Annotated in this window: 23 protein-coding genes and 1 rRNA gene; 19 read left to right on the top strand and 5 right to left on the bottom strand. The window is 34.6% G+C overall.

From position 1 onward, the window contains the following. The first annotated feature begins 198 nt into the window (after positions 1 to 198). Both rrf and HNQ94_RS02990 read left to right on the top strand, forming a co-directional pair. A 5S ribosomal RNA gene (gene rrf / locus HNQ94_RS02995) occupies positions 199 to 314 on the top strand. Between the two features lie 159 nt (positions 315 to 473). Then, positions 474 to 647: a hypothetical protein gene (locus HNQ94_RS02990; RefSeq protein WP_174494287.1), complete on the top strand. Its 174-nt coding sequence runs from the start codon at positions 474 to 476 to the stop codon at positions 645 to 647. 112 nt (positions 648 to 759) lie between these two features. On the opposite strand, the gene HNQ94_RS02985 is transcribed toward HNQ94_RS02990, so the two are convergent. After that, positions 760 to 2,025 carry a BaiN/RdsA family NAD(P)/FAD-dependent oxidoreductase gene (locus HNQ94_RS02985; RefSeq protein WP_174494288.1) on the bottom strand — a complete coding sequence of 422 codons (1,266 nt, stop codon included), beginning with the start codon at positions 2,023 to 2,025 and terminating at the stop codon, positions 760 to 762. 97 nt (positions 2,026 to 2,122) lie between these two features. Here HNQ94_RS02985 and HNQ94_RS02980 point away from each other — a divergent pair, with 97 nt between their 5' ends. Further along, positions 2,123 to 3,736 carry a putative polysaccharide biosynthesis protein gene (locus HNQ94_RS02980; RefSeq protein ID WP_174494289.1) on the top strand — a complete coding sequence of 538 codons (1,614 nt, stop codon included), beginning with the start codon at positions 2,123 to 2,125 and terminating at the stop codon, positions 3,734 to 3,736. Positions 3,737 to 3,749: 13 nt separating this feature from the next. Further along, positions 3,750 to 4,457 carry a pseudouridine synthase gene (locus HNQ94_RS02975; RefSeq protein WP_174494290.1) on the top strand — a complete coding sequence of 236 codons (708 nt, stop codon included), beginning with the start codon at positions 3,750 to 3,752 and terminating at the stop codon, positions 4,455 to 4,457. Positions 4,458 to 4,519: 62 nt separating this feature from the next. On the opposite strand, the gene HNQ94_RS02970 is transcribed toward HNQ94_RS02975, so the two are convergent. Next, complete coding sequence (locus tag HNQ94_RS02970; RefSeq protein ID WP_174494291.1) at positions 4,520 to 4,738, bottom strand: DeoR family transcriptional regulator; 219 nt, start codon at positions 4,736 to 4,738, stop codon at positions 4,520 to 4,522. A gap of 155 nt (positions 4,739 to 4,893) precedes the next feature. Between HNQ94_RS02970 and HNQ94_RS02965 the strand changes: the two genes are divergently transcribed. The 7 genes from HNQ94_RS02965 to HNQ94_RS02935 all read left to right on the top strand — a co-directional run bounded on the left by HNQ94_RS02965 (position 4,894) and on the right by HNQ94_RS02935 (position 11,173). Continuing rightward, the gene (locus HNQ94_RS02965) at positions 4,894 to 5,907 is read left to right on the top strand and encodes a potassium channel family protein (protein ID WP_174494292.1); all 1,014 of its coding nucleotides are present in this window, start codon (positions 4,894 to 4,896) and stop codon (positions 5,905 to 5,907) included. Positions 5,908 to 5,986: 79 nt separating this feature from the next. Further along, entirely contained in the window at positions 5,987 to 6,550 is a 564-nt protein-coding gene (gene thpR / locus HNQ94_RS02960) for an RNA 2',3'-cyclic phosphodiesterase (RefSeq protein ID WP_174494293.1), read from the top strand. A 15-nt stretch (positions 6,551 to 6,565) separates the two neighbouring features. Continuing rightward, complete coding sequence (locus HNQ94_RS02955) at positions 6,566 to 7,495, top strand: nuclease-related domain-containing protein (RefSeq protein ID WP_174494294.1); 930 nt, start codon at positions 6,566 to 6,568, stop codon at positions 7,493 to 7,495. A gap of 24 nt (positions 7,496 to 7,519) precedes the next feature. After that, positions 7,520 to 8,449, top strand: coding sequence for a diacylglycerol/lipid kinase family protein (locus HNQ94_RS02950; RefSeq protein WP_174494295.1), 930 nt, complete (start codon positions 7,520 to 7,522; stop codon positions 8,447 to 8,449). A gap of 255 nt (positions 8,450 to 8,704) precedes the next feature. Beyond that, positions 8,705 to 9,502, top strand: coding sequence for a phosphotransferase family protein (locus HNQ94_RS02945; RefSeq protein ID WP_174494296.1), 798 nt, complete (start codon positions 8,705 to 8,707; stop codon positions 9,500 to 9,502). Positions 9,503 to 9,640: 138 nt separating this feature from the next. Further along, on the top strand, positions 9,641 to 10,279 hold the full coding sequence (trmB, locus tag HNQ94_RS02940) for a tRNA (guanosine(46)-N7)-methyltransferase TrmB (protein ID WP_174494297.1): 639 nt from the start codon (positions 9,641 to 9,643) through the stop codon (positions 10,277 to 10,279). A gap of 39 nt (positions 10,280 to 10,318) precedes the next feature. After that, positions 10,319 to 11,173 carry a YtnP family quorum-quenching lactonase gene (locus HNQ94_RS02935; RefSeq protein WP_174494298.1) on the top strand — a complete coding sequence of 285 codons (855 nt, stop codon included), beginning with the start codon at positions 10,319 to 10,321 and terminating at the stop codon, positions 11,171 to 11,173. Positions 11,174 to 11,229: 56 nt separating this feature from the next. Here HNQ94_RS02935 and HNQ94_RS02930 read toward each other — a convergent pair whose 3' ends face one another. After that, positions 11,230 to 11,553: a PepSY domain-containing protein gene (locus HNQ94_RS02930; protein WP_174494299.1), complete on the bottom strand. Its 324-nt coding sequence runs from the start codon at positions 11,551 to 11,553 to the stop codon at positions 11,230 to 11,232. 136 nt (positions 11,554 to 11,689) lie between these two features. Between HNQ94_RS02930 and HNQ94_RS02925 the strand changes: the two genes are divergently transcribed. Together HNQ94_RS02925 and HNQ94_RS02920 are read left to right on the top strand one after the other, a co-directional pair. Beyond that, on the top strand, positions 11,690 to 12,757 hold the full coding sequence (locus HNQ94_RS02925) for a M42 family metallopeptidase (protein ID WP_174494300.1): 1,068 nt from the start codon (positions 11,690 to 11,692) through the stop codon (positions 12,755 to 12,757). A 71-nt stretch (positions 12,758 to 12,828) separates the two neighbouring features. Beyond that, positions 12,829 to 13,353: a DUF84 family protein gene (locus HNQ94_RS02920; RefSeq protein ID WP_174494301.1), complete on the top strand. Its 525-nt coding sequence runs from the start codon at positions 12,829 to 12,831 to the stop codon at positions 13,351 to 13,353. A gap of 31 nt (positions 13,354 to 13,384) precedes the next feature. Here the strand turns inward: HNQ94_RS02920 and HNQ94_RS02915 are convergent, their stop codons facing one another. After that, positions 13,385 to 13,825, bottom strand: coding sequence for a YtoQ family protein (locus HNQ94_RS02915; RefSeq protein ID WP_174494302.1), 441 nt, complete (start codon positions 13,823 to 13,825; stop codon positions 13,385 to 13,387). Between the two features lie 125 nt (positions 13,826 to 13,950). Between HNQ94_RS02915 and HNQ94_RS02910 the strand changes: the two genes are divergently transcribed. Beyond that, complete coding sequence (locus HNQ94_RS02910; protein ID WP_174494303.1) at positions 13,951 to 14,478, top strand: hypothetical protein; 528 nt, start codon at positions 13,951 to 13,953, stop codon at positions 14,476 to 14,478. Positions 14,479 to 14,517: 39 nt separating this feature from the next. Here HNQ94_RS02910 and HNQ94_RS02905 read toward each other — a convergent pair whose 3' ends face one another. Beyond that, positions 14,518 to 16,656, bottom strand: coding sequence for a methyl-accepting chemotaxis protein (locus tag HNQ94_RS02905; RefSeq protein ID WP_174494304.1), 2,139 nt, complete (start codon positions 16,654 to 16,656; stop codon positions 14,518 to 14,520). 153 nt (positions 16,657 to 16,809) lie between these two features. Here HNQ94_RS02905 and HNQ94_RS02900 point away from each other — a divergent pair, with 153 nt between their 5' ends. The 5 genes from HNQ94_RS02900 (at position 16,810) to HNQ94_RS02880 (ending at position 22,045) form a co-directional block, all read left to right on the top strand. Beyond that, the gene (locus HNQ94_RS02900) at positions 16,810 to 17,856 is read left to right on the top strand and encodes a PTS sugar transporter subunit IIC (RefSeq protein ID WP_174494305.1); all 1,047 of its coding nucleotides are present in this window, start codon (positions 16,810 to 16,812) and stop codon (positions 17,854 to 17,856) included. Between the two features lie 2 nt (positions 17,857 to 17,858). Beyond that, positions 17,859 to 18,197 carry a thioredoxin family protein gene (locus HNQ94_RS02895; RefSeq protein WP_174494306.1) on the top strand — a complete coding sequence of 113 codons (339 nt, stop codon included), beginning with the start codon at positions 17,859 to 17,861 and terminating at the stop codon, positions 18,195 to 18,197. A 105-nt stretch (positions 18,198 to 18,302) separates the two neighbouring features. Next, positions 18,303 to 19,115: a DUF1444 domain-containing protein gene (locus HNQ94_RS02890; protein WP_174494307.1), complete on the top strand. Its 813-nt coding sequence runs from the start codon at positions 18,303 to 18,305 to the stop codon at positions 19,113 to 19,115. 15 nt (positions 19,116 to 19,130) lie between these two features. Next, positions 19,131 to 19,736: a YtpR family tRNA-binding protein gene (ytpR, locus tag HNQ94_RS02885; RefSeq protein ID WP_174494308.1), complete on the top strand. Its 606-nt coding sequence runs from the start codon at positions 19,131 to 19,133 to the stop codon at positions 19,734 to 19,736. Between the two features lie 140 nt (positions 19,737 to 19,876). Further along, on the top strand, positions 19,877 to 22,045 hold the full coding sequence (locus tag HNQ94_RS02880) for a DNA translocase FtsK (RefSeq protein WP_174494309.1): 2,169 nt from the start codon (positions 19,877 to 19,879) through the stop codon (positions 22,043 to 22,045). The last annotated feature ends 34 nt before the right edge of the window (positions 22,046 to 22,079 follow it).

Here is a 22,079-nt window from a genome sequence, read left to right as displayed (position 1 = left end):
AGGTAGATAGGTCCGAGGTGGAAGCGTGGTGACACGTGCAGCTGACGGATACTAATCAATCGAGGACTTAACTTAAATCTTTAAACCACACACATGCTTGATCTTGTTTCCAATTCTTATCTAGTTTTGAAGGTGTTTAGAACAGCTTCATATGTAGGATTAAGGACGTTCTATTTAGAACGACTTACATCCTGTAAGTCCAGTGGCGATGGCGGAGAGGTCACACCTGTACCCATTCCGAACACAGAAGTTAAGCTCTCCAGCGCCGATGGTAGTTGGGGTTCTTCCCCTGCGAGAGTAGGACGCTGCTGGGCAAAAAGCCAAGAAGAAATTTTTCTTCTTGGCTTTTTTTAATTCATAAATATTTATACATAGTTTTTTGAATATTTAAATTTAAATCAAATTTGTAATTTAATGAATATATTGTAATTTTATGTTAATTATATTATTAAATTTCAAAAGGAGGAATGTTAATGGAAGTAAACATGAGTTCTGAGGAAGTTCTTCAACAAATAAGGTTACTGAATCAAAATGGAGGGAAGTTAAACAAAAAGTGGGTCAAAAAAAATAACCCGCAATTAATGAGAAGCGCACTTCACTATTTTCCGAACTGGGACTCGGCACTAGAAAAAAGTATAGCTGAATAAAAGTAAAAAACATCCCCAAATCTAATAGGTTCTTCGATTTGGAGATGTTTTTTATGTTAATTTCTAAAAAGAGAAAGAATGAAAAAATGTGTCTTATCATATCCGATTTAAACTAAAAGGACTTCGAGTAGCGAGCTGCACTTTTCCCAGCTACATGACCTGTAGAAAAAGCAGCAGTTATGTTAAAACCACCAGTATAACCGTGAATATCTAAAATTTCCCCACAAAAATAGAGACCTTTCATTAATTTCGAAGCCATTTCATTTGGAACAATTTCCTTTAAGGAGACTCCACCACCAGTAATAAATGCCTTTTCGATTGATAATGTACCATCTATTTGTATTGGAAATGCTTTTAACAGGTTGGCCAATTTGCGAACTTCTTGCTTAAGAAGATGATCATATGTCTCATCTATTTTAATATCCGTACGATGTAGTAAGAATTGCAGATATCTTTCTGGAACTATACCCTTCCATACAGTTTTTATAGCTTTCTTTGAATTTTCCTTGGCTAATGCTAATAACATTTGAAATATTTCTTCTTCATTTTTATCTGGAAAACTATCTATACTAACTAATATTTCTTTTGTTTTAAATTTCTTTAAGGCCTTTACTACATATTGACTCAATCTAAGTGCAGCTGGGCCGGATATACCTTGATGAGTAAATATAATGTCCCATCTGTGAGTTTTAATCGCTTTTCCTTTAGGATTATGAACAGTTAAACCAATATCACGTAAAGATAATCCCTGCAACGTTCTATCTTGAATAAAAGTCTCTTTGGATGTCAACGGTACTTCTGTTGGATATAGGTCGGTAATGGTATGTCCGGCTTTTTTAGCCCAAGCGTATCCATCCCCAGTACTACCAGTTTGGGGAACGGACTTCCCGCCAACTGCTAATATGACAGCCTTTGAGCTAATTTTATTCCCATTTTCGAGTATTATGTCGTGTGACTGATTTTCAAAGTGAATGGCCTTAACAGGAGAGTTTGTCATTATCTTCACTTTTAACTTCTCTAATTGATCTAACAAAACTTGCACGACTTGTTTTGCTGAGTTACTAACAGGGAACATCCTACCCTTATCTTCTTCTTTTAGTTGAACCCCTAAATTTTCAAAAAAGGCAATAATGCTTTCATTATTAAATATAGAAAAAGCGCTATACAAAAAACGTCCATTTCCAGGGATGTGATTAATTAGTTCATCTTCTGGAAGTATATTTGTTACGTTACACCTTCCTCCCCCGGAAATAGCTAACTTTCTCCCTAATTTGTCTCCTTTATCGATTAAAATGGTTTTAGCTCCATTTCTACTTGCGGTAATAGCAGCCATTAATCCTGATGGTCCGCCTCCTATGATTGCAACATCGTAACTCAATATTATTACATTCCTTTCTGTTTAAATAGCAAGCAGTTCCTAGTGCATATATGATAAAATGTATCTTATAATCATAAAAATAGACGCAGGTGAAGACATGTCCAATATTTTAAGAGGCACAATGCTGTTAACTGGTGCTACTTTTTTATCGAAAATTTTAGGGATCATTTACGTTATCCCTTTTGAGGCATTAGTGGGGTCTACTGGTGCTGCACTTTATGCATTTGCATATAATCCATATATGATTTTAATTAGTATATCCACAATGGGTATTCCTTTAGCAATGTCTAAATTTGTTTCTAAGTATAATGCGCTAGGTGATTACGAAACTGGTCGAAGAATGTTTAAATCGGCAAGTATAGTAATGCTATTTACTGGTATTGTAGCATTTTTATTATTATTTTTCAGTGCCGAATTAATTGCAAAAGGCTTCACCACAAAAGAAGAAGTAAACTATACACTGGATGACGTTAAATTTGTTATCCAAATGGTTAGCTTTGCACTAATTATTATTCCTGCAATGAGTATTATTCGTGGCTTCTTCCAAGGTTACGGTTCTATGGGACCTACTGCCGTTTCACAAGTTTTGGAACAAATTATAAGAATTATATTTTTGTTAGGTAGTGTGTTTATACTAGTAAAAGTTGTAGGTTCAACGACTACAAATGCTGTAGGGATGGCTACATTTGCTGCTTTTGTTGGTGCATTAGGTTCATTATTTGTTTTAGGATACTATTGGAAAATAAGGAAACCTTATTTAGATAAACAATTAAAGCTACAGAAAAAAACATCTAATCTTTCGCCAAAAGAAATGTACCGAGAATTGTTAGGGTATGCTGGACCCTTTGTCTTGGTAGGGATTGCTATTCCGATTTACCAATTAATTGATCAATTTACATTTCCAAATGCAATGGTCTCTATAGGTTTAATTCAAATAAAAGATGTTGCTTTATCTGTTATTGTACTATTAGGACATAAATTAGTGATTATTCCAGTTACATTAGCAACTGGTTTATCGTTAGCCCTTTTACCAATTATTACAAAATCCTTTACGGAAAAAAAGAAAGAATTGTACATTCAACAAATTAATCAGGCTTTACAAATTATTGTGTTAATTACTATTCCTGCTGTAGTAGGCCTTACCCTTCTTTCCAAAGAAGCATATGGAAGCTTTTATGGAGTTGAAGACTTACCAGTAGCAGCACCATTGTTAAGTTGGTATGCACCAGTAGCATTATTTTATGGGTTATTTACTGTGACTGCTTCTATTTTACAAGGATTAAACAAACAGAATTTTGCTCTTATTAGTCTGGGAGTGGGTTTATTACTTAAAGTAGTATGTAACATACCTTTTATTCTAATATTTGAAGCAAAGGGTGCTGTTTTTGCAACAGGACTTGCCGTATTAACAGCTTCACTATTAAACCTTTGGAAAATTAAAAAAACAACTTCTATATCCTATAAACCATTAGTAAAGCGTGCGATGTTAATTTTCATTTTTACCATTGGTATGACAATCCTAGTCTTTGTAGTTAAATGGATTTTTAACGCATTTATTTTTGATGAAGTCACGAGATTTTCTTCCGTAATAGTTTTATTTGTAAGTGCAGGAATTGGTGGTTATTTTTATTTGTGGATCAGTTATAAGTCTACGCTATTAGAAAGAGTTTTAGGAAATCGAGTAAGGGTTTTAGGACGTATATTCCGTTAGGAGAGGTGTATAAATGCGACTTGATAAACTATTAGCTAATACAGGACATGGAAGTCGTAAAGAAGTTAAAAAGCTTTTAAAACAAGGTATTGTCCAAATAGATGGTGCCCCCGTCAAAGATGGGAGTATACATGTCAATTTAGATAAAGAAACAGTAACGATAAAAGGTGAAATAGTAAATTATCAAGAATATATCTATATGATGTTAAATAAACCAATGGGTTATATTTCTGCTACGGAAGATAACAAGGAACGATGTGTTGTTGATCTACTAACAGAAGAGGATCGAATGTTTGATCCTTTTCCTGTTGGGAGATTAGATAAGGATACTGAGGGTTTATTATTATTAACGAATGATGGTCAGTTAGCACATGAGCTACTAGCACCTAAAAAGAAGGTAGAGAAGGTATACTGGGCAGAAATTGATGGTAAGGTAACAGAGGAAGATGTAGAAGCTTTTGCAAGAGGCGTCACATTAGAGGATGGCTATGTAACCAAACCCGGTAAATTAAAAATACTAAAAAGTGATTCTATTTCTGAAATTGAACTTACCATTACAGAAGGGAAGTTTCATCAAGTAAAAAGAATGTTCCTTTCTGTTGGGAAAAAAGTGCAGAAACTAAAACGACTACAAATGGGAACCCTTTCTTTAGATCCATCCCTTAAACTTGGTGAGTATCGCTATTTAACAGATGAAGAGCTAAATACTTTAAGGCCTTAAAAAGCACAAAAAAAGAACCTCGGGTAATCTTAACCGGGGTCCAATAAAACTACTTAACACCCTTATGAAATTTTCACTTTTTTACCTGTAGTTGTCCATTGGCCACGATTTGGACTTTCAACAAGTCCATTATGCTCTAACACATTCAAGTCCCTTTGAACTGTTCTGTCTGTAATACCAAACTCCTCTGCTACCTCAGTAGTCGATACTGTCCCTTTTTCTTTGATGTATAAGTAGACAGCTTTTACTCTTACTAGCATTCGGGAGGTTGAACGATTCAAAAAACCACTCCTTAGAAATTTTCATTTGACCGTGGTGTATGAAACATTGAAGATGTCCGTTTACTATATTATTATACCAAAATTAAGAAATATTTCGTGTTTTTTACAAAAAATTTGTAAAAATTTCTCTTACACTTAATGAAAGGAGGTAAAAGGTGATTATTTTAAGAAAAATATTTTTAAAAATGATTAAAGTAAATACTCGTCTTTTATTAACGACAAGCCTACTACTTATTTTTTTTAGTACCTATTTCATAACCAAATTTGAACCTGAAACATTTCCCCATTGGTTTGATGGACTATGGTGGGTAATGACTACTGTAACAACGGTAGGTTATGGGGATTACTATCCAGTAACAGTTGAAGGAAGAATATTAGCAATGTTTTTATACATTGTTGGAATAGGTTTAATTGGGGTTATCATCGGAAAAGTTGTTGATGTTTTATCAGGATTTCGTAAAAAAAGAGAGGAGGGAAGGATAGTGTATAAAGGGAAAGGGCATTACATCATTATTGGTTGGTCGAAAAAAGCAAAATATGCATTGAAGGAAATGTTGAACACGAAAGAGGACAAAATCGATATCGTAATTGTTGATGATATGGATAAAGCGCCAATATTAGATGACAACATCTTTTACGTTAGTGGTGATGCTACTTCAGAGGAAACATTGCTGAATGCAAATGTGAAGGAGGCAATGTCAGTCTTAATCTTTGCAGATGATTCCATTCAAGATAGTAAATTAATTGATGGAAAGACCTTACTTATCGCATCAACTATAGAGGCAATTGCTTCAAATGTACACACTATTGTGGAAGTGATGGAAGAAGAACATATCAAAAATTTTAAACATGTTAAAGTAGATGATTTTATTTTTTCCCATGAAACGATTTCTTCTCTTGCTGTGCGCTCAGCATTTACGAAGGGAATCTCAGGTGTTTTTGGACAGCTCTTAAGACGTAAATTTGGTGATGATTTATACCATGTTCCTGTAAAAAAAGAGTGGAAAACATATAAAGATGCATTTGATGCCTTAATAGCTGAAGGGGCAACATTAATAGCTGATGGTCAAAACTTAGGAATAAATCGTATGCTACATGAAGATATACCGGACAATGCGAAGCTATTTGTTGTCTGTGACAAAGAAACGTTTGATAGAATAGTAGGTTAATAGTCATTGATACGGAATTTCTACATAAAAGTTAGGGATAATAAATAAGGATAACATACATAGAGAAAGGATGTTTCTTGTGAGTCGTGATCCACATTATTTTGTAGGTATTCCTGTTCAAGAAAAAATGCAACACTTCCTTATAGAGTGGCAGAACCTGCTTCAAAATCATGTTTCGTATAAAGTGTGGACTAATCCAAATGACTTTCATATTACATTAAAGTTTCTTGGAGCAGTTAATAGTCAGATGAAAAATCAATTAATAGAACACTTAAATCAAAATAGCTTTCCGTCCACTTTTGGATTAAAGATTGGTGACTTAGGGTTTTTCGGACATAAGGTTCAACCCAGAGTAATGTGGACGGGAGTGGAAAAGTCACCAGAGCTAACTAGACTTCAGTCAGAAGTGGAAGGTATTTGTAGCCAACTTATGTTTCCAAAGGAGAATCGACCATATCACCCACACATCACGCTTGCCAAAAAATGGGGTAATGAACAGAAGCGTATAGAAGGAAACAAATTAAAGGGCTTGGTTTCGAACGTTAAAGATCCTATTATGGAAGTCAACTGTTTTCATTTGTACGAAATACATCCAAATCAATCGATTAAATATCAACCAGTACACACTATAAAATTAAAATAAACGAGGTGTCAGCTTATGGCACAATTAATTAAACTACAAGATTATATTTCTCGCTATGAGACGGATTTTTACCGTTATCCTGGTCAGTTTTTACGATTGAAAAAAGAGAATTGGCAAAAGCTTATCGAACAATGGGAATTAACAAGATTGGAAGGGACTATAGAAGACCATTCTATCGACTCTAAACAAGAAGTGAAGGGTAAATTCTCACTTAAGAATTGGTTGTCTAAGAAGAGTCAAAAGGATATAGATCCTTTTGACGAAGTACATAACGAAATAAGTGAGCGTTTACCATACAATGAGGACGAGCTTAAATTATATTTTTTAGATTACCTATATCCCTTTCAACTTAAATGGGCTTCTAGTACATGGCGAGAAACTTCTTTTTTGGAAAAGAAGTATGAAACGGATTCATTGTTAAAATATTTTCTGCAAAGGTTTCCTGATAGCTTTCTTGTCATGTTTTATCCTATTTTTAAGTTAAAGAACGCATCTGTAGAATCAGAGATAATCATCATAACTCCACTAGAAATTTTGTGTATAAAAGTACTTAATGAACGTGACGGCGTAAAAATAATCCCTGAAAATGATCGAACATGGTTTATGGAGGAAAATGATATACAAACAAAAATGTTGAGTCCTCTCATTCACTTAAAACGATCGGAAAGTATCGTGAAAAGTATCTTGAAAACGCACGATATCAATTTTCCAGTGAGAAAAGTAGTTCTGTCAAAAAACAATGAATTGGATATTCAAACAGAACCATATAACACAAAATTAATTGGAAAAAAGCAATATGAAGAATGGTTTCATCGTTTAAGAAAGCTTTCTTCCCCACTTAAAAATACACAATTAAAAGCCGGAGAGGCATTATTAAAACATTGTCAAACAACTTCCGTTCATAGGCCTGAATGGGATCAGGTTGATAGTGATTCCATTTTTTAAAGCAGGGCTAAAGGAGTCTAGGTCATGTATATATTCATTGTGAATGTTCATGCAGGAGAGGGAAAAGGGAAAAAGGTTTTTGAAAAGCTAAAAAAAGATAAAAGCTATAACCTATTGGAAAGCCGTACTTTCTTTACAGAGTATGAGGGACACGCAACTGCTCTTGCAGCTCAAGTAGCCAAATCTTTTGGTAATCGTATTACTTGTATAGTCATTGTTGGTGGTGATGGAACACTCCATGAAGTAATGAATGGAGTGAAAAAGTATCCTGATGTGAAAATAGCTTTCATTCCAGCAGGGTCGGGTAATGACTTCGCGAGAGGGTGTAAGTTACCTAAGAAGAAACAAAAACTATTATTTAATCAAATTGTTCAGTATCCATCATGGAAACCTTATTGGTTCGGCCAAGCATTAAAAGATAAAAGTACAAACAAAGCGGTCCTTTTTGCTAATAGCATTGGATTCGGATTTGATGCAGAAGTGGCGAAGAGGGCAAATGAAGCGGTCTATAAAAGGATATTAAACAAATGGAACTTCGGGACTCTAAGTTACACGTTGGCTTTATTGCAAGTCTTATTTTCCTTTACAACAAAGGAAATGGATGTAATTGCAGATGGTCAAAAAAAGTCCTTTAAAAAAGCATGGATGGTCACTATTACTAATCACCCTTACTTTGGTGGTGGAATGAAAATAGTTCCTTTAGCTCGTATTAACGGTGATTACTTTTATGTATTAGTATTAGATAATATCCCTAGGTGGAAAGTACTTCTTCTTTTTATTACTGTCTTTTTTGGCAAACATACATCACTAAAGGAAGTACATTTATTTAAAGCAAAACACATTGATATCCATATAAAGAGTGGTTCTAAGTATCAAGTGGATGGGCATACTGGATTTTGCCATTCATGCTCGATAAGAAAAGAAAATATCTCCCGTCAGATTAATAGATTTTAAATTTCCAAAAAGAAGACTTGAAAATTCCCTACTAAATACGTTAACCTAAATTCATGTCATTTTTTAAGAATCTACTAAATAACTAAAAAATTATGTTATTTTTATCTTTTTCGAGCAATTTTGCGTTATAATAAAAATTACAAATTATTGACAGTTACTTGTACATGTAAAGTATTTACAAGGTTTGATGCCTCTAGGCTATAAACGCTCTATAGATTGTTTTATTAGTTTTTGAAGAATTGAAGGTGAATTGGGTTGGAACAAGTATTAGGTAAAGAGTGGACTATATCTCCTGCTGGTGGATCCACTGGAGAAGCATATTACGCACAACTAGAAGAAAAAAGACTCTTTTTAAAACGAAATTCGTCACCTTTTTTAGCAGTTCTTTCTGCTGAAGGAATAGTGCCAAAACTTGTTTGGACGAAACGTTTAGAAAATGGAGACGTTATCACAGCCCAGCATTGGTTAGAGGGGCGTGAATTAAAACCACTAGAAATGAAGTTTGATAGAGTAGCAGCTTTACTAAGTAAAATCCACCATTCAACTGAACTTCTTCATTTGTTTATGAGAATTGAAAAAAAACCGCTTGAACCCGAAATGATATTGAATAAACTACGTCAAAGCCAAATAGAACAAAATCAAGTAGAAACAAATATTGATGTTCATAAAGCAATAAAATATTTAACCGAGCAACTCCCTGTTGTACAAAATCAGAGAAAAGTAGTATGTCATTGTGATGTAAACCATAATAATTGGTTGTTAGCTGATGACAACCAACTATATTTAATTGATTGGGATAATGCTATGATAGCTGATCCAGCAATGGATATAGGTATGTTGCTTCACAAATATATTCCTGAATCCAATTGGAACTCCTGGCTTGAAAAATATGGTGTACAAATGGATGTAAGTTTAATGAATCGTATCTATTGGTATGTCATAGCTCAATCTGTAACCTTTATTCAATGGCATCAGAAGAGAAAAGAATTTTCCCAAGCTGTTAAGTGGGAAGAAACGTTGCAAAGCATATTTGTTAAAATGCATCAGTCATAATAAAATATAATTGATTATGTAGAGTTGATGATGATCATCAACTCTTTTATTTTGTCATTTTTAGAGTGTCGCGTTCATCTTTAAATCTTATTCACAACATGGTATGTTATTAACGATATAGCTTAGGAGGATGAAGAAATGAGAATGAGAAATAAACCATGGGCTGATGACTTTATGGAGGAAAATAATCATATTGTCGAAACTTCGCCTTTTTCACATAAAGGAAGCTGGAAAAATATGTTTCAAAATGAAAACCCAATCCATTTAGAAATTGGTTCTGGTAAAGGACAATTTATAGCAAATATGGCTAAACAACATCTTGATATTAACTTTATTGGGATGGAAAAAGTAAAAAGTGTTATTGTAAATGCAATAGAAAAAGTGAAGGAAACAGAAGTAACGAATGTACGTCTTGTGAATGAAAATGCAGAAGATTTACGGGAACTTTTCACGGTAAATGAAATTGATAAGCTTTATTTGAATTTTTCTGATCCATGGCCAAAAGCAAGGCATGAAAAGCGTCGATTAACCTATCGTACTTTTTTAGAACAATATCAACATATATTGAAGCCTAATGGAGAAATAGTGTTAAAAACGGATAATATGCAATTATTCGAGTATTCTGTCGTAAGCTTTTCTCAATACGGAATGCGTTTGGAAGAGGTAACATTAGATTTGAACAATATAGATGATCCTTTAAATGTTATGACGGAGTATGAAGAGAAATTTTCAAGCCTAGGGCAACCTATCTACAGGTGTAGAGTCAGATTTCCTTAAAGAAAAAATATGGTAGACTGAATGTAAAGGAGGGGGAGAATGGAAACGTTACAGGTTGGTCGTGCAAAACTCACTTGGTTAAATGGTGGGGTAACACATCTAGATGGTGGAGCTATGTTCGGGGTAGTCCCAAAAGCACTGTGGAGTAGAAAATATCCGGTTAATGAAAAAAATCAAATCGAATTAAGAACAGATCCTATTTTACTTCAAATTGATGGAAAAAATTTTTTAATCGAGACAGGAATTGGGAAGAATAAATTAAATGAAAAACAAAAGAGAAATTTTGGTGTTTTGGAAGAATCAAATGTCGAGCAGGCTTTAAATCAATTGCAATTAACACCTAGTGATATTGATGGTATTTTGATGACTCATCTGCATTTTGATCATGCATGCGGAATAACAAAATGGCAAGGCGATGTACTGGTCTCTACTTTTCCAAAAGCGGTTATTTATGCAAATGAAATAGAGTGGAATGAGATGCGTCATCCTAATATTCGTTCAAAAAATACATATTGGGAAGATAATTGGAAACCGATAGAAACACAAGTTCAAACCTATTCGAATGAATTAGAGGTTGTACCTGGACTTAAGATGGTTCATACGGGTGGACATAGTGATGGGCATGCTATTATCTTGTTTGAGGATGGAGAAGAAAGCTTTATTCATATGGCCGATATCATGCCGACTCACGCACATCAAAATAAATTATGGGTTTTAGCATATGATGATTTTCCAGTCACATCTGTTCATCAAAAAGAAAAGTTAATGAACTGGGGTTATTCGAAACGGGCCTGGTTTACTTTTTATCATGATGCTTATTATCGAGCAATCCTATTTGATGAAAAAGGTGAAGTAGAGAAAAGTGTTAAACGAGAGCGATACGAATACATTTAGTCTGAAATAGAAAGAGAAAAGCAGTCCCACGGAGTTCATTCGGGACTGCTTCTTTCTTATACGTTACTAGCTCTTTTGGCTATTTCGATAATGGATCCCGTGTAAGCATCTACATAAAATTCATATTGAATCGTTTCACCATTAATAAGTCTTGATATACCTCCGTGGTAAACATCATATGTAAAATGTTCTTTCGTAAGCGTATCTGGCTTCATGTAAATCCAAGATCCATTAATTGGCCCTTGCTGTTTAAATTTTTCTTTTGTCATCTTTAATACTTTTTCAGGTGAAAGCATATTGTTTATTTCGACTGTTTTACTAGCAATAAAACCAATGATAGCACCTACTCCTAGGCCAAAGGAAAAGTCTTTCCAACGCATCAAATCACTCCTGTCCAACATTACTTCTACATTTTAGTATATCTAAAATAACGAAATTTAGAAAATAATAATTGGAAACAATTCAATTTATCAGATAAAATAATAAAAGACGATTAATTATTGGAGATGATACATAATGAATAATGAGACACTTAATTTATTTCGCACACTGACAGAATTACCTGGTGCACCTGGTAATGAACATGGCGTAAGGAAGTTTATGAAGCAAGAACTTGAAAAATATGCAGATGAAGTATTACAAGATCGTCTTGGTGGCGTTTTTGGTGTTCGTAAAGGTAATGGCCCGAAAGTTATGGTTGCAGGTCATATGGATGAAGTTGGCTTTATGGTTACCCAAATTACGAAAAATGGTATGCTTCGCTTTCAAACGTTAGGTGGATGGTGGAGTCAAGTATTATTAGCACAGCGTGTGCAAGTTATTACTGATAATGGCCCTGTTATTGGTGTGATTGGATCTATTCCACCACATAACTTAACAGAAGAACAACGTAAAAAGCCAATGGATATGAAAAATATGCTTATTGACATTGGGGCAGATGATGAAGAAGATGCCAAGAAAATTGGTATTAAGCCAGGACAACAAATTTTGCCTATTTGTCCATTTACACAAATGGCAAATGAGAAAAAAATTATGGCAAAAGCTTGGGATAACAGATATGGTTGCGGTCTCTCCATTGAATTATTAAAAGAATTGCAAGGAGTAGATCTTCCTAATGAACTTTATTCTGGTGCAACAGTACAAGAAGAGGTTGGATTAAGAGGAGCACAAGTAGCTGCTAATATGATTAAACCTGATATTTTTTATGCCCTAGATGCTTCCCCTGCAAATGACATGGCTGGGGATGATAAAGAATTTGGCCAACTTGGAAAAGGAGCACTATTAAGAATTTTTGACCGTTCCATGATTACACATAGAGGAATACGTGATTTTATTTTAGATACGGCAGAATCTAACAATATTCCTTATCAGTACTTTATCTCACAAGGTGGTACAGACGCAGGAAGAGTTCACATTTCTAATGAAGGTGTTCCATCTGCAGTAGTAGGAATATGCTCAAGATATATTCATACACATGCATCGATTATTCATATTGATGACTATGCCGCAGCGAAAGAACTACTCGTGAAATTAGTTAAAACGACAGATCAAAATGCAGTAGACCAAATTAGAAAAAACGGATAACAAGAAGAGCGGAGATTGTTTAACGGCAACTTCGCTCTTTAACTCTATTTTTTGATGGAAAGGGTGAAATCATGATTATTAAGGTTGGTTCCCTAAATCCAGCTAAGCTCAATGCGGTAAAGGACATATTTTTAGAAGCTGAAGTAGAAGGTATTGAAGTGGAGTCTAAGGTCTCCTCACAACCCTTTTCAGATGAGGAAACAATGGAGGGGGCAATAAACCGTGCCCGTGAGTGTGCACAATCTCAAAAAGGAGTGATTGGGATTGGTTTAGAGGGTGGAGTTATGGAAATAGGGGAAAGCTACTTTCTTTGTAACTGGGGAGCATTGGTAGATGAATCGGGTAATGTATTCACTGCTGGTGGAGCTCGTTTTCCACTTCCGAGAGAGGTTGCAGAAGAATTACAAATGGGTAAAGAGCTTGGAGATATTATGGATGCTTTTACACAACAAAAAGGAATTCGTAAAAAAGAGGGAGCAATAGGTGTTTTTACTAATCAGTTAGTCGATCGAAAAATGATGTTCTCCCATGTAGTTAGTGTATTGAAGGGATTATATGAATTTTCTAAACAAAAAGAAGAAGCGACCAACAACTAAATTTGGTTGCTTCTTTTATGTCTACTAGGCATTATTGATAAATATAAGCAATTACCTCTAAAGCTTGATCTACTGTTTCGACGGTAACATTTGCTCTATTTGATAATTCTTTAAGTGGATGAATGAGCGATTCAGGTCTTACTAAGATTAACGGTTTATTTAATGTAAGTGCCATACTTGCATCGATGGCTGTATTCCATTGTTTATATTGTTCTCCGAATAATGCAATGACAATATCAGACTTTTGCATTAAAACTTGGGTTCTTAAGTTATTAATACTAGAAGCAGCATCATCACGAAACAAATTATTGGGCTGAGCTCCTAAAATATCTTCTCCAATTTTATCGGACAATTCATGATTTTCCTGTGGACCGAAAAATGTTAAAGGCAATTCTTTAGCTATTGCTTTTTCTTTTACTTCATTACGCCAATCTGTATGGATTTGTCCTGCTAAATATACGTTTAGTTCCATTTATATCCTCCTTAAACGTTACTACCATTATCATCCTTTTTGTTTTTCCTCTTGTCAAATGATATATCCATAGTATTATTATATTAGAACTATTTCGACATAAATTGATCAGGGGTGGAATCATAGTGCAAATAAAGGGCGTAAAAAAATTCCTATTACTACTGTTTAGTTTGAGTTTGATCTTTCTCCTTAGCGGATGTTTTTTATCTGAGGAAAAAGCATTGGAAAATGCAAAAGAGGAGGCAGAAAAATCATTTATGGCTGATCCTCTAGAAACGAACCAGAAAATAGATGATATATCGATATATTTACCAGAGGGGATGGAAATAAATGGAAGCTCGAATAACAATGTCTTTTTAGCAAAAGAAGATCAAGATTATCTGTTATTCTATAACCAATTTGAAAGTGAAGATAGTCAGCATCTTTTTGAAGGCATTAAGGCTAGACCAGAGTCTCTTTTATTACACTCCTATGAGGATGACAAGCGTTTTGGTTATATTGCTGTTTTTCCACATCAAGAGGAAGAATATGAACTTCAAGTTGGTATAGGCGGAGTGAAAATAACAACGATAACAACTTTAGATAATTTAGAGGAAGAAAGTTCAGACTTAATGGAAATTGTAAACTCATCTATATTAAATAATGAAAAATAAGCGTCGCATTAGCGACGCTTATTTTTCATTATGGCTCGTCTATTTGTCTTTTGTCCCATCCTGATTTTCTTCTAAAGCGGAAGCAGCTTCTTCGTCAGCTATAAATTTTTCCTCTTGATAATCTTCTACATCATCTACATGGTCTACTATTTCTTCATCATAATCTACCATCATTTCCTCAGTACTTTCTAGCTCTTCTTCTTCATCTAACTTAAATTCATTTACTTCTGCCTCTAATTCTTGGGATAATGCATGTAAATTTTGTGCTGCTCCACTTAGCTGTTCAATCGACTCTGTTTGGTTTTCACTAGATGCAGCAACTTCCTCAGCTGTAGCAACGGCCTGTTCTGAAATAATACTAATTTCATGTATTTTACGTTTTAAGTCTTCATTTGCATTACTAATTTCAGAAACAGATGTTTGGGCGCCTTTCATTTTATCATTCATGTTGTAGACTTGCTCAGTAATACTAGTAAAAGCATCTTTTGTTTCTTCTACTGATTTTGATTGTTCTTTTTGATAGAGGTTGAATTTTTCGGCCTCTTTAGAAAGGAAATTCATTTGGTTCGTCATATTACTAATGAGTTGGTATATTTCTTCTGCTTCTTGCTTAGATCGCTCTGCTAGTTTTCTTACTTCATCTGCTACGACAGCAAAACCTCTGCCATGTTCACCAGCTCTTGCTGATTCTATCGCTGCATTCAATGCTAATAAGTTAGTACTATCTGCTATTTCTTGAATAGTTGATACAATATTATTAATTTTTTTCGATTGTTCTGTAGCTTGATTAACTTCATCAGATAAGTGTTTCGCTAATTGAATAAAGGAGGAAGAGATTTTTTCTAATCCATATACTTTTTCAATTCCTGATTGGCTATCTTTTTCAGCATTTTGTAATGCTTTTACTATTTCTTCATTTGCTTTCTCTGTTCTTTGTATTGCGACAGTTACAAGATCAATTAAGTTTGTACTTTCATCGATTTGACTTGCTTGCTCTTGTGAACCAATTGCTACTTGGTTTATTGCTTCACTAACTTCAGTGGTTTGAACCGATGTCTGTTGTGCTATAGCAGTTAATTTACCAGAAGAGTCTCCCAATACCTTGGATGCCTCTAAAACCTTTAAAAGGGACTGATGCATTTTGTCCGCCATTTTATTAAAGGATACAGCTAGCTCTGACATTTCGTCCTTACCTTTAATTTCAACACGGTATGAAAGATCCCCACTGCCCATTCTTTCTGCACCTTTTTTTAAGTTTTGGATTGATTTACTAATAGAACGGTTTAAAATAAAGCCAGTCACTACAATAATTAAAAGAGCAACTAATCCTATAACTATTAACAAAGTGGAAATGACTTGTTGTGTGGCTTTTTGTTCTTCAGTCATTTGTTTACTTAATTCCTCGGCTGCAAGGTTAACCTCTCTTACTTTGCTTTCAACTTCACTTGATATAGTGGAGAAATCATTTACTATTTGTTGTGCAGATGTTAATCCACTGCGGATAGATGTCATTGTCATCTTATAGCCTAAAACATCTGAATTAAGTTTTCTTGCCTCTTCTTCACTCAAATTTTGTTCTGATAAAGATTTAGTGAATTCTTTCAAAAGATCATTAAATTTGGTTAAGTTAACCGAGTTATTTGTATTTATGTATTTCGTCTCGTTTAATCGCATATCCAATAACAAATTTATTAAGTATTCATTCTCCGTTTCAACGACCGAGGAATAAATATTTTCATATGTATCGTTTAAGCTTTTCCTTTGTCCTTCTTCTTCCGTGAATCCCATCACGTTATACATACCAACAACAGAAACTAATTGATCAGAATATGCTTCTGTACTTTCTGCAATGGCTTGAAAGCTTGCGGATATGTCCTCATATTGCTTATTTTCCTCCGCATACTGTAAGGCAAAGGTATTAACAGATTCAATGGATGTCGTTAAAGCCTGTGCTTGTTGTTCGCTAGGTGTACTTAAAAAGAGCTGTTCTTGATAACGTGTATTAAGCATTTTGTATTTTAGGTCTTCACTTTCAACAAATGCTGTTTGTACTTCTTGTATTTCGTTAGCTAATTTTGCTTGCTGGTTGAAAAAATAAATGGAAAAAATAATTAAAATTGCTAAACTTAGTAAAGATAAGGATAATATAAACAGTACTTTCCCTTTAATTGATTTCAACGAAATGCCCCCCTTTTGCAGAATGTTACGATTTTTGTAGAATAGTGTATATAAAAATAATTATAGAACGAATTTCGTAAGAAGACAATTGAAGTTGGAAAATTTGGTCATACTTACCTATAATTTATTGGGTCTAACAGGAGGAATTGTAAAATGAAAGCTTTTTTACAAAGAAAAGGAGTCACTCTATCCTTACGTGAATATTTCATAACAGCATTAAGTTATATGGCTTTAGGACTTTTTTCTTCTTTAATCATTGGTCTTATCATTAAAACGTTAGGACAAGAGCTTGTAGAAAAAGTGTCCCAAAACTTTGAATTTCTCATTGAAATGGGGTCCTTTGCAATGGACCCGAAAATTTATGGTGCTGCAATTGGTGTAGCTATAGCATACGGACTTAAAGCCCCTGCACTAGTTATGTTTGCTGCTATTTTTGCCGGTGCTTTTGGAACGGAATTAGGCGGTCCAGCTGGAAGTTACATAGCCGTCTTATTTGCAGTTGAAGTAGGTAAGCTTATTAGCAATGAGACGAAATTAGACATTATTTTAACACCCTTTGTAACAATTTTTACTGGTTTTACAATCGCTTCACTAGTGGGTCCTTATATTAATTCTTTTATGACTGGTTTTGGAGATACAATTGAATGGGCAACAACACAGCGTCCTTTTATTATGGGGATTTTAGTAGCTGTTCTTATGGGACTTGCTTTAACAGCACCAATTTCAAGTGCTGCGATAGCAATTATGCTTCAATTAGATGGGCTAGCTGCTGGTGCGGCAACAATAGGCTGTTCCGCACAAATGATAGGCTTTGCTGTTAGTAGTTATCGAGAGAACGGTTTTGGTGGATTAGTTGCACAAGGTGTGGGGACATCTATGCTCCAAATAGGAAATATTATCCGAAAGCCCGTTATTTTAATTCCACCTACTGTTGCAGGAATTATTTTAGCTCCATTTGCTACTGTTGTTTTTCAAATGGAAAATAACTTTGCTGGGGCTGGTATGGGTACTTCCGGCTTTGTTGGACAGTTGATGACGTTGGAAACAATGGGAACAACTGTTGAAACTTTTATGCTGATTTTAGCGTTGCATATAATTGGCCCTGCGATTATTAGTTTGATACTATCAGAATGGCTTCGAAAAATGAATTGGATTAAATATGGTGACATGAAGCTTGCATTAAATGAAGGGGGTAAATAAATATGGTTTCATTACAATCAGAAACTCAACTACAAAATGAATACAATAAGGGAAATGTAATTTTACTATTTTCTGCTGCATGGTGCCCAGATTGTACGTTCATTGATCCGTTTATGCCAGAGGTAGAAGAAAAATTTAGTAACGATTTTACTTTTGTTTATGTAGATAGAGATAAATTTATTGATGTGTGTGCAGCTTATGACGTATTCGGTATACCTAGCTTTATCGCCTTACATAATGGTGAAGTAGTGGATCGTTTTGTAAGTAAAAACAGAAAGACAAAGGAAGAAATTGAAGCTTTCCTTCATAATGTGGAAAGCAAAGTTTTGGAAACAAAGTAGTCAAGCTAGTGCCCTTGGTTATTTAAGCCAAGGGTTTTGTGATTGGACACCTTCATGCTAAAATAAAGGTGGTTTGTCCTTCTACTAGTAAGGGAGGAATAATGAATGAAAATGACAAGCATAAAAATGAAAAAGATGCTGGAAGAAAGATTGTCAAATCCAAGTTGGAATACGATATATGATAGAGAAAAAGACAATTTTAGAATTGAGTGGAAAGATACAAAGATGGGAATGGTTATATCCCTTCCAGGTGTTATTGCAAAATGGGAAAGAAGAAAAGAAGAAGCATTAGATGAACTCGTTAATCATATTGAAGAGGCACTACGAATTATGAATGAAAAGCATGAATTGACTGGAAAGGAAAAGCATATTTTTCCCGTTATTCGTTCTACTTCATTTCCGAAAGAAACAAAGAATGGAAAAAAGCTTATTTTTAGTGAGCATACAGCAGAAACAAGAATTTACTATGCACTAGACTTAGGTAAATCATATAAATTAATTGATGAATACTTACTTAAGATGGAAGACTGGTCAAAGGAAAGAGTGACAGAAATAGCCAAGTTTAATGTCAGATCTCTTCCTATTTCATATAAAAAGGATGAAGTTGCAGGTAATACATTTTATTTTGTAGCAACGAATGACGGATACGATGCAAGTAGAATCCTGAATGAAGCATTGTTGGAAGAGATGAAGGCAAATGCCGAGGGGGAACTGGCTATTGCTGTGCCACATCAAGATGTATGTATTTTTGCAGACATTAAAAATCCAACTGGATATGATGTACTAGCTCAAATGACGATGCAATTTTTTGCAGATGGCAGAATTCCTATTACGTCCCTTTCCTTTTTATATGAAGACAAAGGGTTAGAGCCAATTTTTATCCTAGCAAAAAACCGAAAAAAAGAGGAAGACAAGTAAGGAAGGAGTTTGGACATGCAAATTTTTCATAATCAGAAAGGAATTGGTGATGTACTATTAATCCCAATAAAAGAGGGAAACAGAACCAATTTAAAAGTGAATCGTGTTGGTGATATTGCTAAAATTTATGACAAAGAATCGAAAGAGGTAGTTGGTTATAATATTTTCCAAGCCTCCACTTATTTTTCTTTAAATGAAGTAGAAAAAATTGATTTAACAGAAGAATGGTTAGAAAAAATTCATGAGGTATTTGAAAAAAATGGAGTAAAGGAAAAATTAAATGTTGATCTTTCTCCCAAGTTTGTTGTTGGTTATGTGAAAGAAAAAAGTTCTCATGAAAATGCGGATAAACTAAGTGTTTGTCAGGTTGACGTTGGGGATGAGTCATTACAAATTGTTTGTGGGGCACCAAATGTTGAAGCTGGTCAAAAAGTAGTCGTTGCCAAACCGGGAGCAATCATGCCTAGTGGTATGTTAATAAAGGATGCTGAGCTAAGAGGTGTTGCATCTTCAGGAATGATTTGTTCGGCAAAGGAACTTGGACTACCAGATGCACCGAAAGAAAAAGGAATCCTCGTTTTATCAGACAAATATCAGGTTGGAAGTCCATATGAATTTTAATCAAAAACCGCTATAAGCGGTTTTTTGCTTTATAGAAGGTAAATTGTTGGACAAACATTGATTTTTATCCTTAATCAAATCATAATGAAAATAAGATGCCTTATACGAGAAGAATTGAAAAAGGAAAGAGTGATACACCCATGTTTAATCGGTTTAGAAAATGGATTAAAGAGATGTTCAACGAAGAAAAGAATGAAAAAACAACGTATGTTAATCGTGCTTCAAGTAGGTTAAATAATGGGTCTCAACATTTACAGACGAGGATGTCTTTTCAATATCCTCAACAACATTCGACACAACAGCCTGTTATTGCAAAAAGACAGGAAACGAGAGTGATGCGAAATAGGAACCAGGGAAGAAAAAGCAAGGTAGAAGAACGTGAGAGTACTTCTTCTAAAAAGGAACCATTTCGCGCAACAAATGTTCCGTCGCCTGTTTATGGTTATAGCACCAATCGAAGCTTGCATAACAGTGAAATTTCAGAGGTTCCAGCTTACATAAGAAAAAAACAACAACCACAGTCAGATGTTTCATTTGAGCAATCGCTTGATGACCAACATCTTACTGAAATAGTGGAAATAGCAGAAAAAGAAATACATTCAAAAATAATTCCTTTTGATCTGCAAAAGAGAAAGGTTACAGATAAGACCCGAGAAGAAAGTAGAAAGGAAACAATTCCAACTGAAGACATAGTTGATAGCATAATAGATCAACCATATAAGGAAGAGGAAGAAGAGGAAAATTCCTTTTTACTATCTGATGATTCTCAGAACACAGAAACTTTTAACGAAGAAATCAAAAATGAAGCTGTACAGAAGAGAAATTCCAAATCATTATCTCCATTTAATGTCATCATGACACCAAGAGATAAAAAAGCATATCACCATAAATCAACAACAGGAACAAATAACACATTGCCTCCTCTACATCTTTTAGACGATCTACCAAAAAAAGAAACAAATGACGAACAATGGTTAAAGGAGCAAACGGAGAGGCTAGAAACTACGTTAAATCACTTTAATGTTCGTGCAAAAGTATCTAAAACAGTGAAAGGACCTACTGTGACAAGATTTGAGGTCCAACCAGATATAGGAGTAAAGGTGAGTAAAATAACGAGTTTATCGGATGATATTAAGATGAACTTAGCAGCAAAGGATATAAGAATGGAAGCGCCGATACCTGGGAAAAATGCGATAGGTATTGAAGTACCGAATTTATCTTCTAGTATGGTAACAATGCACGATATTTTACAAAGTTCTTCTTTTAAGCAGCAGCCATCAAAGCTCGCCGTAGGGTTAGGCTTAGATATAGAAGGAAAAGCTGTTGTGACCGACTTGAAAAAAATGCCTCACGGTTTGATTGCTGGTGCAACTGGATCAGGTAAAAGTGTTTGTATTAATACGATTTTAGTTAGTTTATTATATAAGGCCTCTTATGAGGATGTGAAGTTCTTGTTAATTGATCCAAAGATGGTGGAGTTAGCACCTTATAATCATATTCCACATCTTGTTGCACCTGTCATAACTGACGTAAAAGCAGCTACTTCTGCATTAAAGTGGGCAGTAGATGAAATGGAAAATCGATATACAACCTTTGCTGAAGAAGGCGTCCGGGACATTGAACGTTATAATCAAAAGGCGAAAGAAAAAATGCCTTATATCGTTATCATTATTGATGAATTAGCAGACTTAATGATGGCTTCTCCACAAGATGTTGAAGATGCTATTTGTAGAATTGCCCAAAAAGCTAGAGCGTGTGGCATTCATTTGCTGTTAGCGACACAACGCCCTTCTGTAGATGTTATTACAGGTTTAATAAAGGCGAATGTACCAACAAGAATAGCTTTTAGTGTATCTTCACAAGTGGATTCAAGAACAATCATTGATAGCAATGGAGCAGAAAAGCTGTTAGGTAAAGGCGACATGCTCTTTGTTGAAAATGGGGTAGGTAAGCCAAAACGAATACAAGGTGCTTTTGTGTCTGACGATGAGATTGAACGGGTGACAAGCTATGTAAAAAAACTTGCTCCCCCTAATTATTTATTTGAGCAAGAAGATTTAATTCAAAGTGTATCTTTAGAAGAAAATGAGGATGATCTTTTGCAAGAGGCAATTGAAATTATTTTGGGAGAAGGAAAAGCAAGTACATCCTTTTTACAAAGAAAATTTAGCATTGGTTATAATCGGGCAGCGAGACTAATAGATAGAATGGAAGAAATCGGGCTCATATCAGAACAAAATGGTAGTAAGCCTAGAGATATTTTACTTTCAAAGGAAGAAGTAAAAGAGAATATTGACTTTTCTGTATAGTGGGTTATAAAGTAAGGAAAACCATTCATATATG

The organism is Salirhabdus euzebyi (genome assembly GCF_014207435.1).
In the GTDB taxonomy this organism is placed as follows: domain Bacteria; phylum Bacillota; class Bacilli; order Bacillales; family Alkalibacillaceae; genus Salirhabdus; species Salirhabdus euzebyi.
The sequence above is the reverse complement of the archived record's forward strand: the minus strand, read 5'-3'. Positions and strand labels throughout refer to the sequence as shown.

Bases quoted from the DNA above. Each gene is read 5' to 3' on its own strand.
- HNQ94_RS02990 (WP_174494287.1), top strand. From the start codon at position 474: ATGGAAGTAAACATGAGTTCTGAGGAAGTTCTTCAACAAATAAGGTTA.
- HNQ94_RS02980 (WP_174494289.1), top strand. From the start codon at position 2,123: ATGTCCAATATTTTAAGAGGCACAATGCTGTTAACTGGTGCTACTTTT.
- HNQ94_RS02975 (WP_174494290.1), top strand. From the start codon at position 3,750: ATGCGACTTGATAAACTATTAGCTAATACAGGACATGGAAGTCGTAAA.
- HNQ94_RS02955 (WP_174494294.1), top strand. From the start codon at position 6,566: ATGGCACAATTAATTAAACTACAAGATTATATTTCTCGCTATGAGACG.
- HNQ94_RS02950 (WP_174494295.1), top strand. From the start codon at position 7,520: ATGTATATATTCATTGTGAATGTTCATGCAGGAGAGGGAAAAGGGAAA.
- trmB (WP_174494297.1), top strand. From the start codon at position 9,641: ATGAGAATGAGAAATAAACCATGGGCTGATGACTTTATGGAGGAAAAT.
- HNQ94_RS02935 (WP_174494298.1), top strand. From the start codon at position 10,319: ATGGAAACGTTACAGGTTGGTCGTGCAAAACTCACTTGGTTAAATGGT.
- HNQ94_RS02930 (WP_174494299.1), bottom strand. From the start codon at position 11,553: ATGCGTTGGAAAGACTTTTCCTTTGGCCTAGGAGTAGGTGCTATCATT.
- HNQ94_RS02925 (WP_174494300.1), top strand. From the start codon at position 11,690: ATGAATAATGAGACACTTAATTTATTTCGCACACTGACAGAATTACCT.
- HNQ94_RS02920 (WP_174494301.1), top strand. From the start codon at position 12,829: ATGATTATTAAGGTTGGTTCCCTAAATCCAGCTAAGCTCAATGCGGTA.
- HNQ94_RS02915 (WP_174494302.1), bottom strand. From the start codon at position 13,825: ATGGAACTAAACGTATATTTAGCAGGACAAATCCATACAGATTGGCGT.
- HNQ94_RS02900 (WP_174494305.1), top strand. From the start codon at position 16,810: ATGAAAGCTTTTTTACAAAGAAAAGGAGTCACTCTATCCTTACGTGAA.
- HNQ94_RS02895 (WP_174494306.1), top strand. From the start codon at position 17,859: ATGGTTTCATTACAATCAGAAACTCAACTACAAAATGAATACAATAAG.
- HNQ94_RS02890 (WP_174494307.1), top strand. From the start codon at position 18,303: ATGAAAATGACAAGCATAAAAATGAAAAAGATGCTGGAAGAAAGATTG.
- ytpR (WP_174494308.1), top strand. From the start codon at position 19,131: ATGCAAATTTTTCATAATCAGAAAGGAATTGGTGATGTACTATTAATC.
- HNQ94_RS02880 (WP_174494309.1), top strand. From the start codon at position 19,877: ATGTTTAATCGGTTTAGAAAATGGATTAAAGAGATGTTCAACGAAGAA.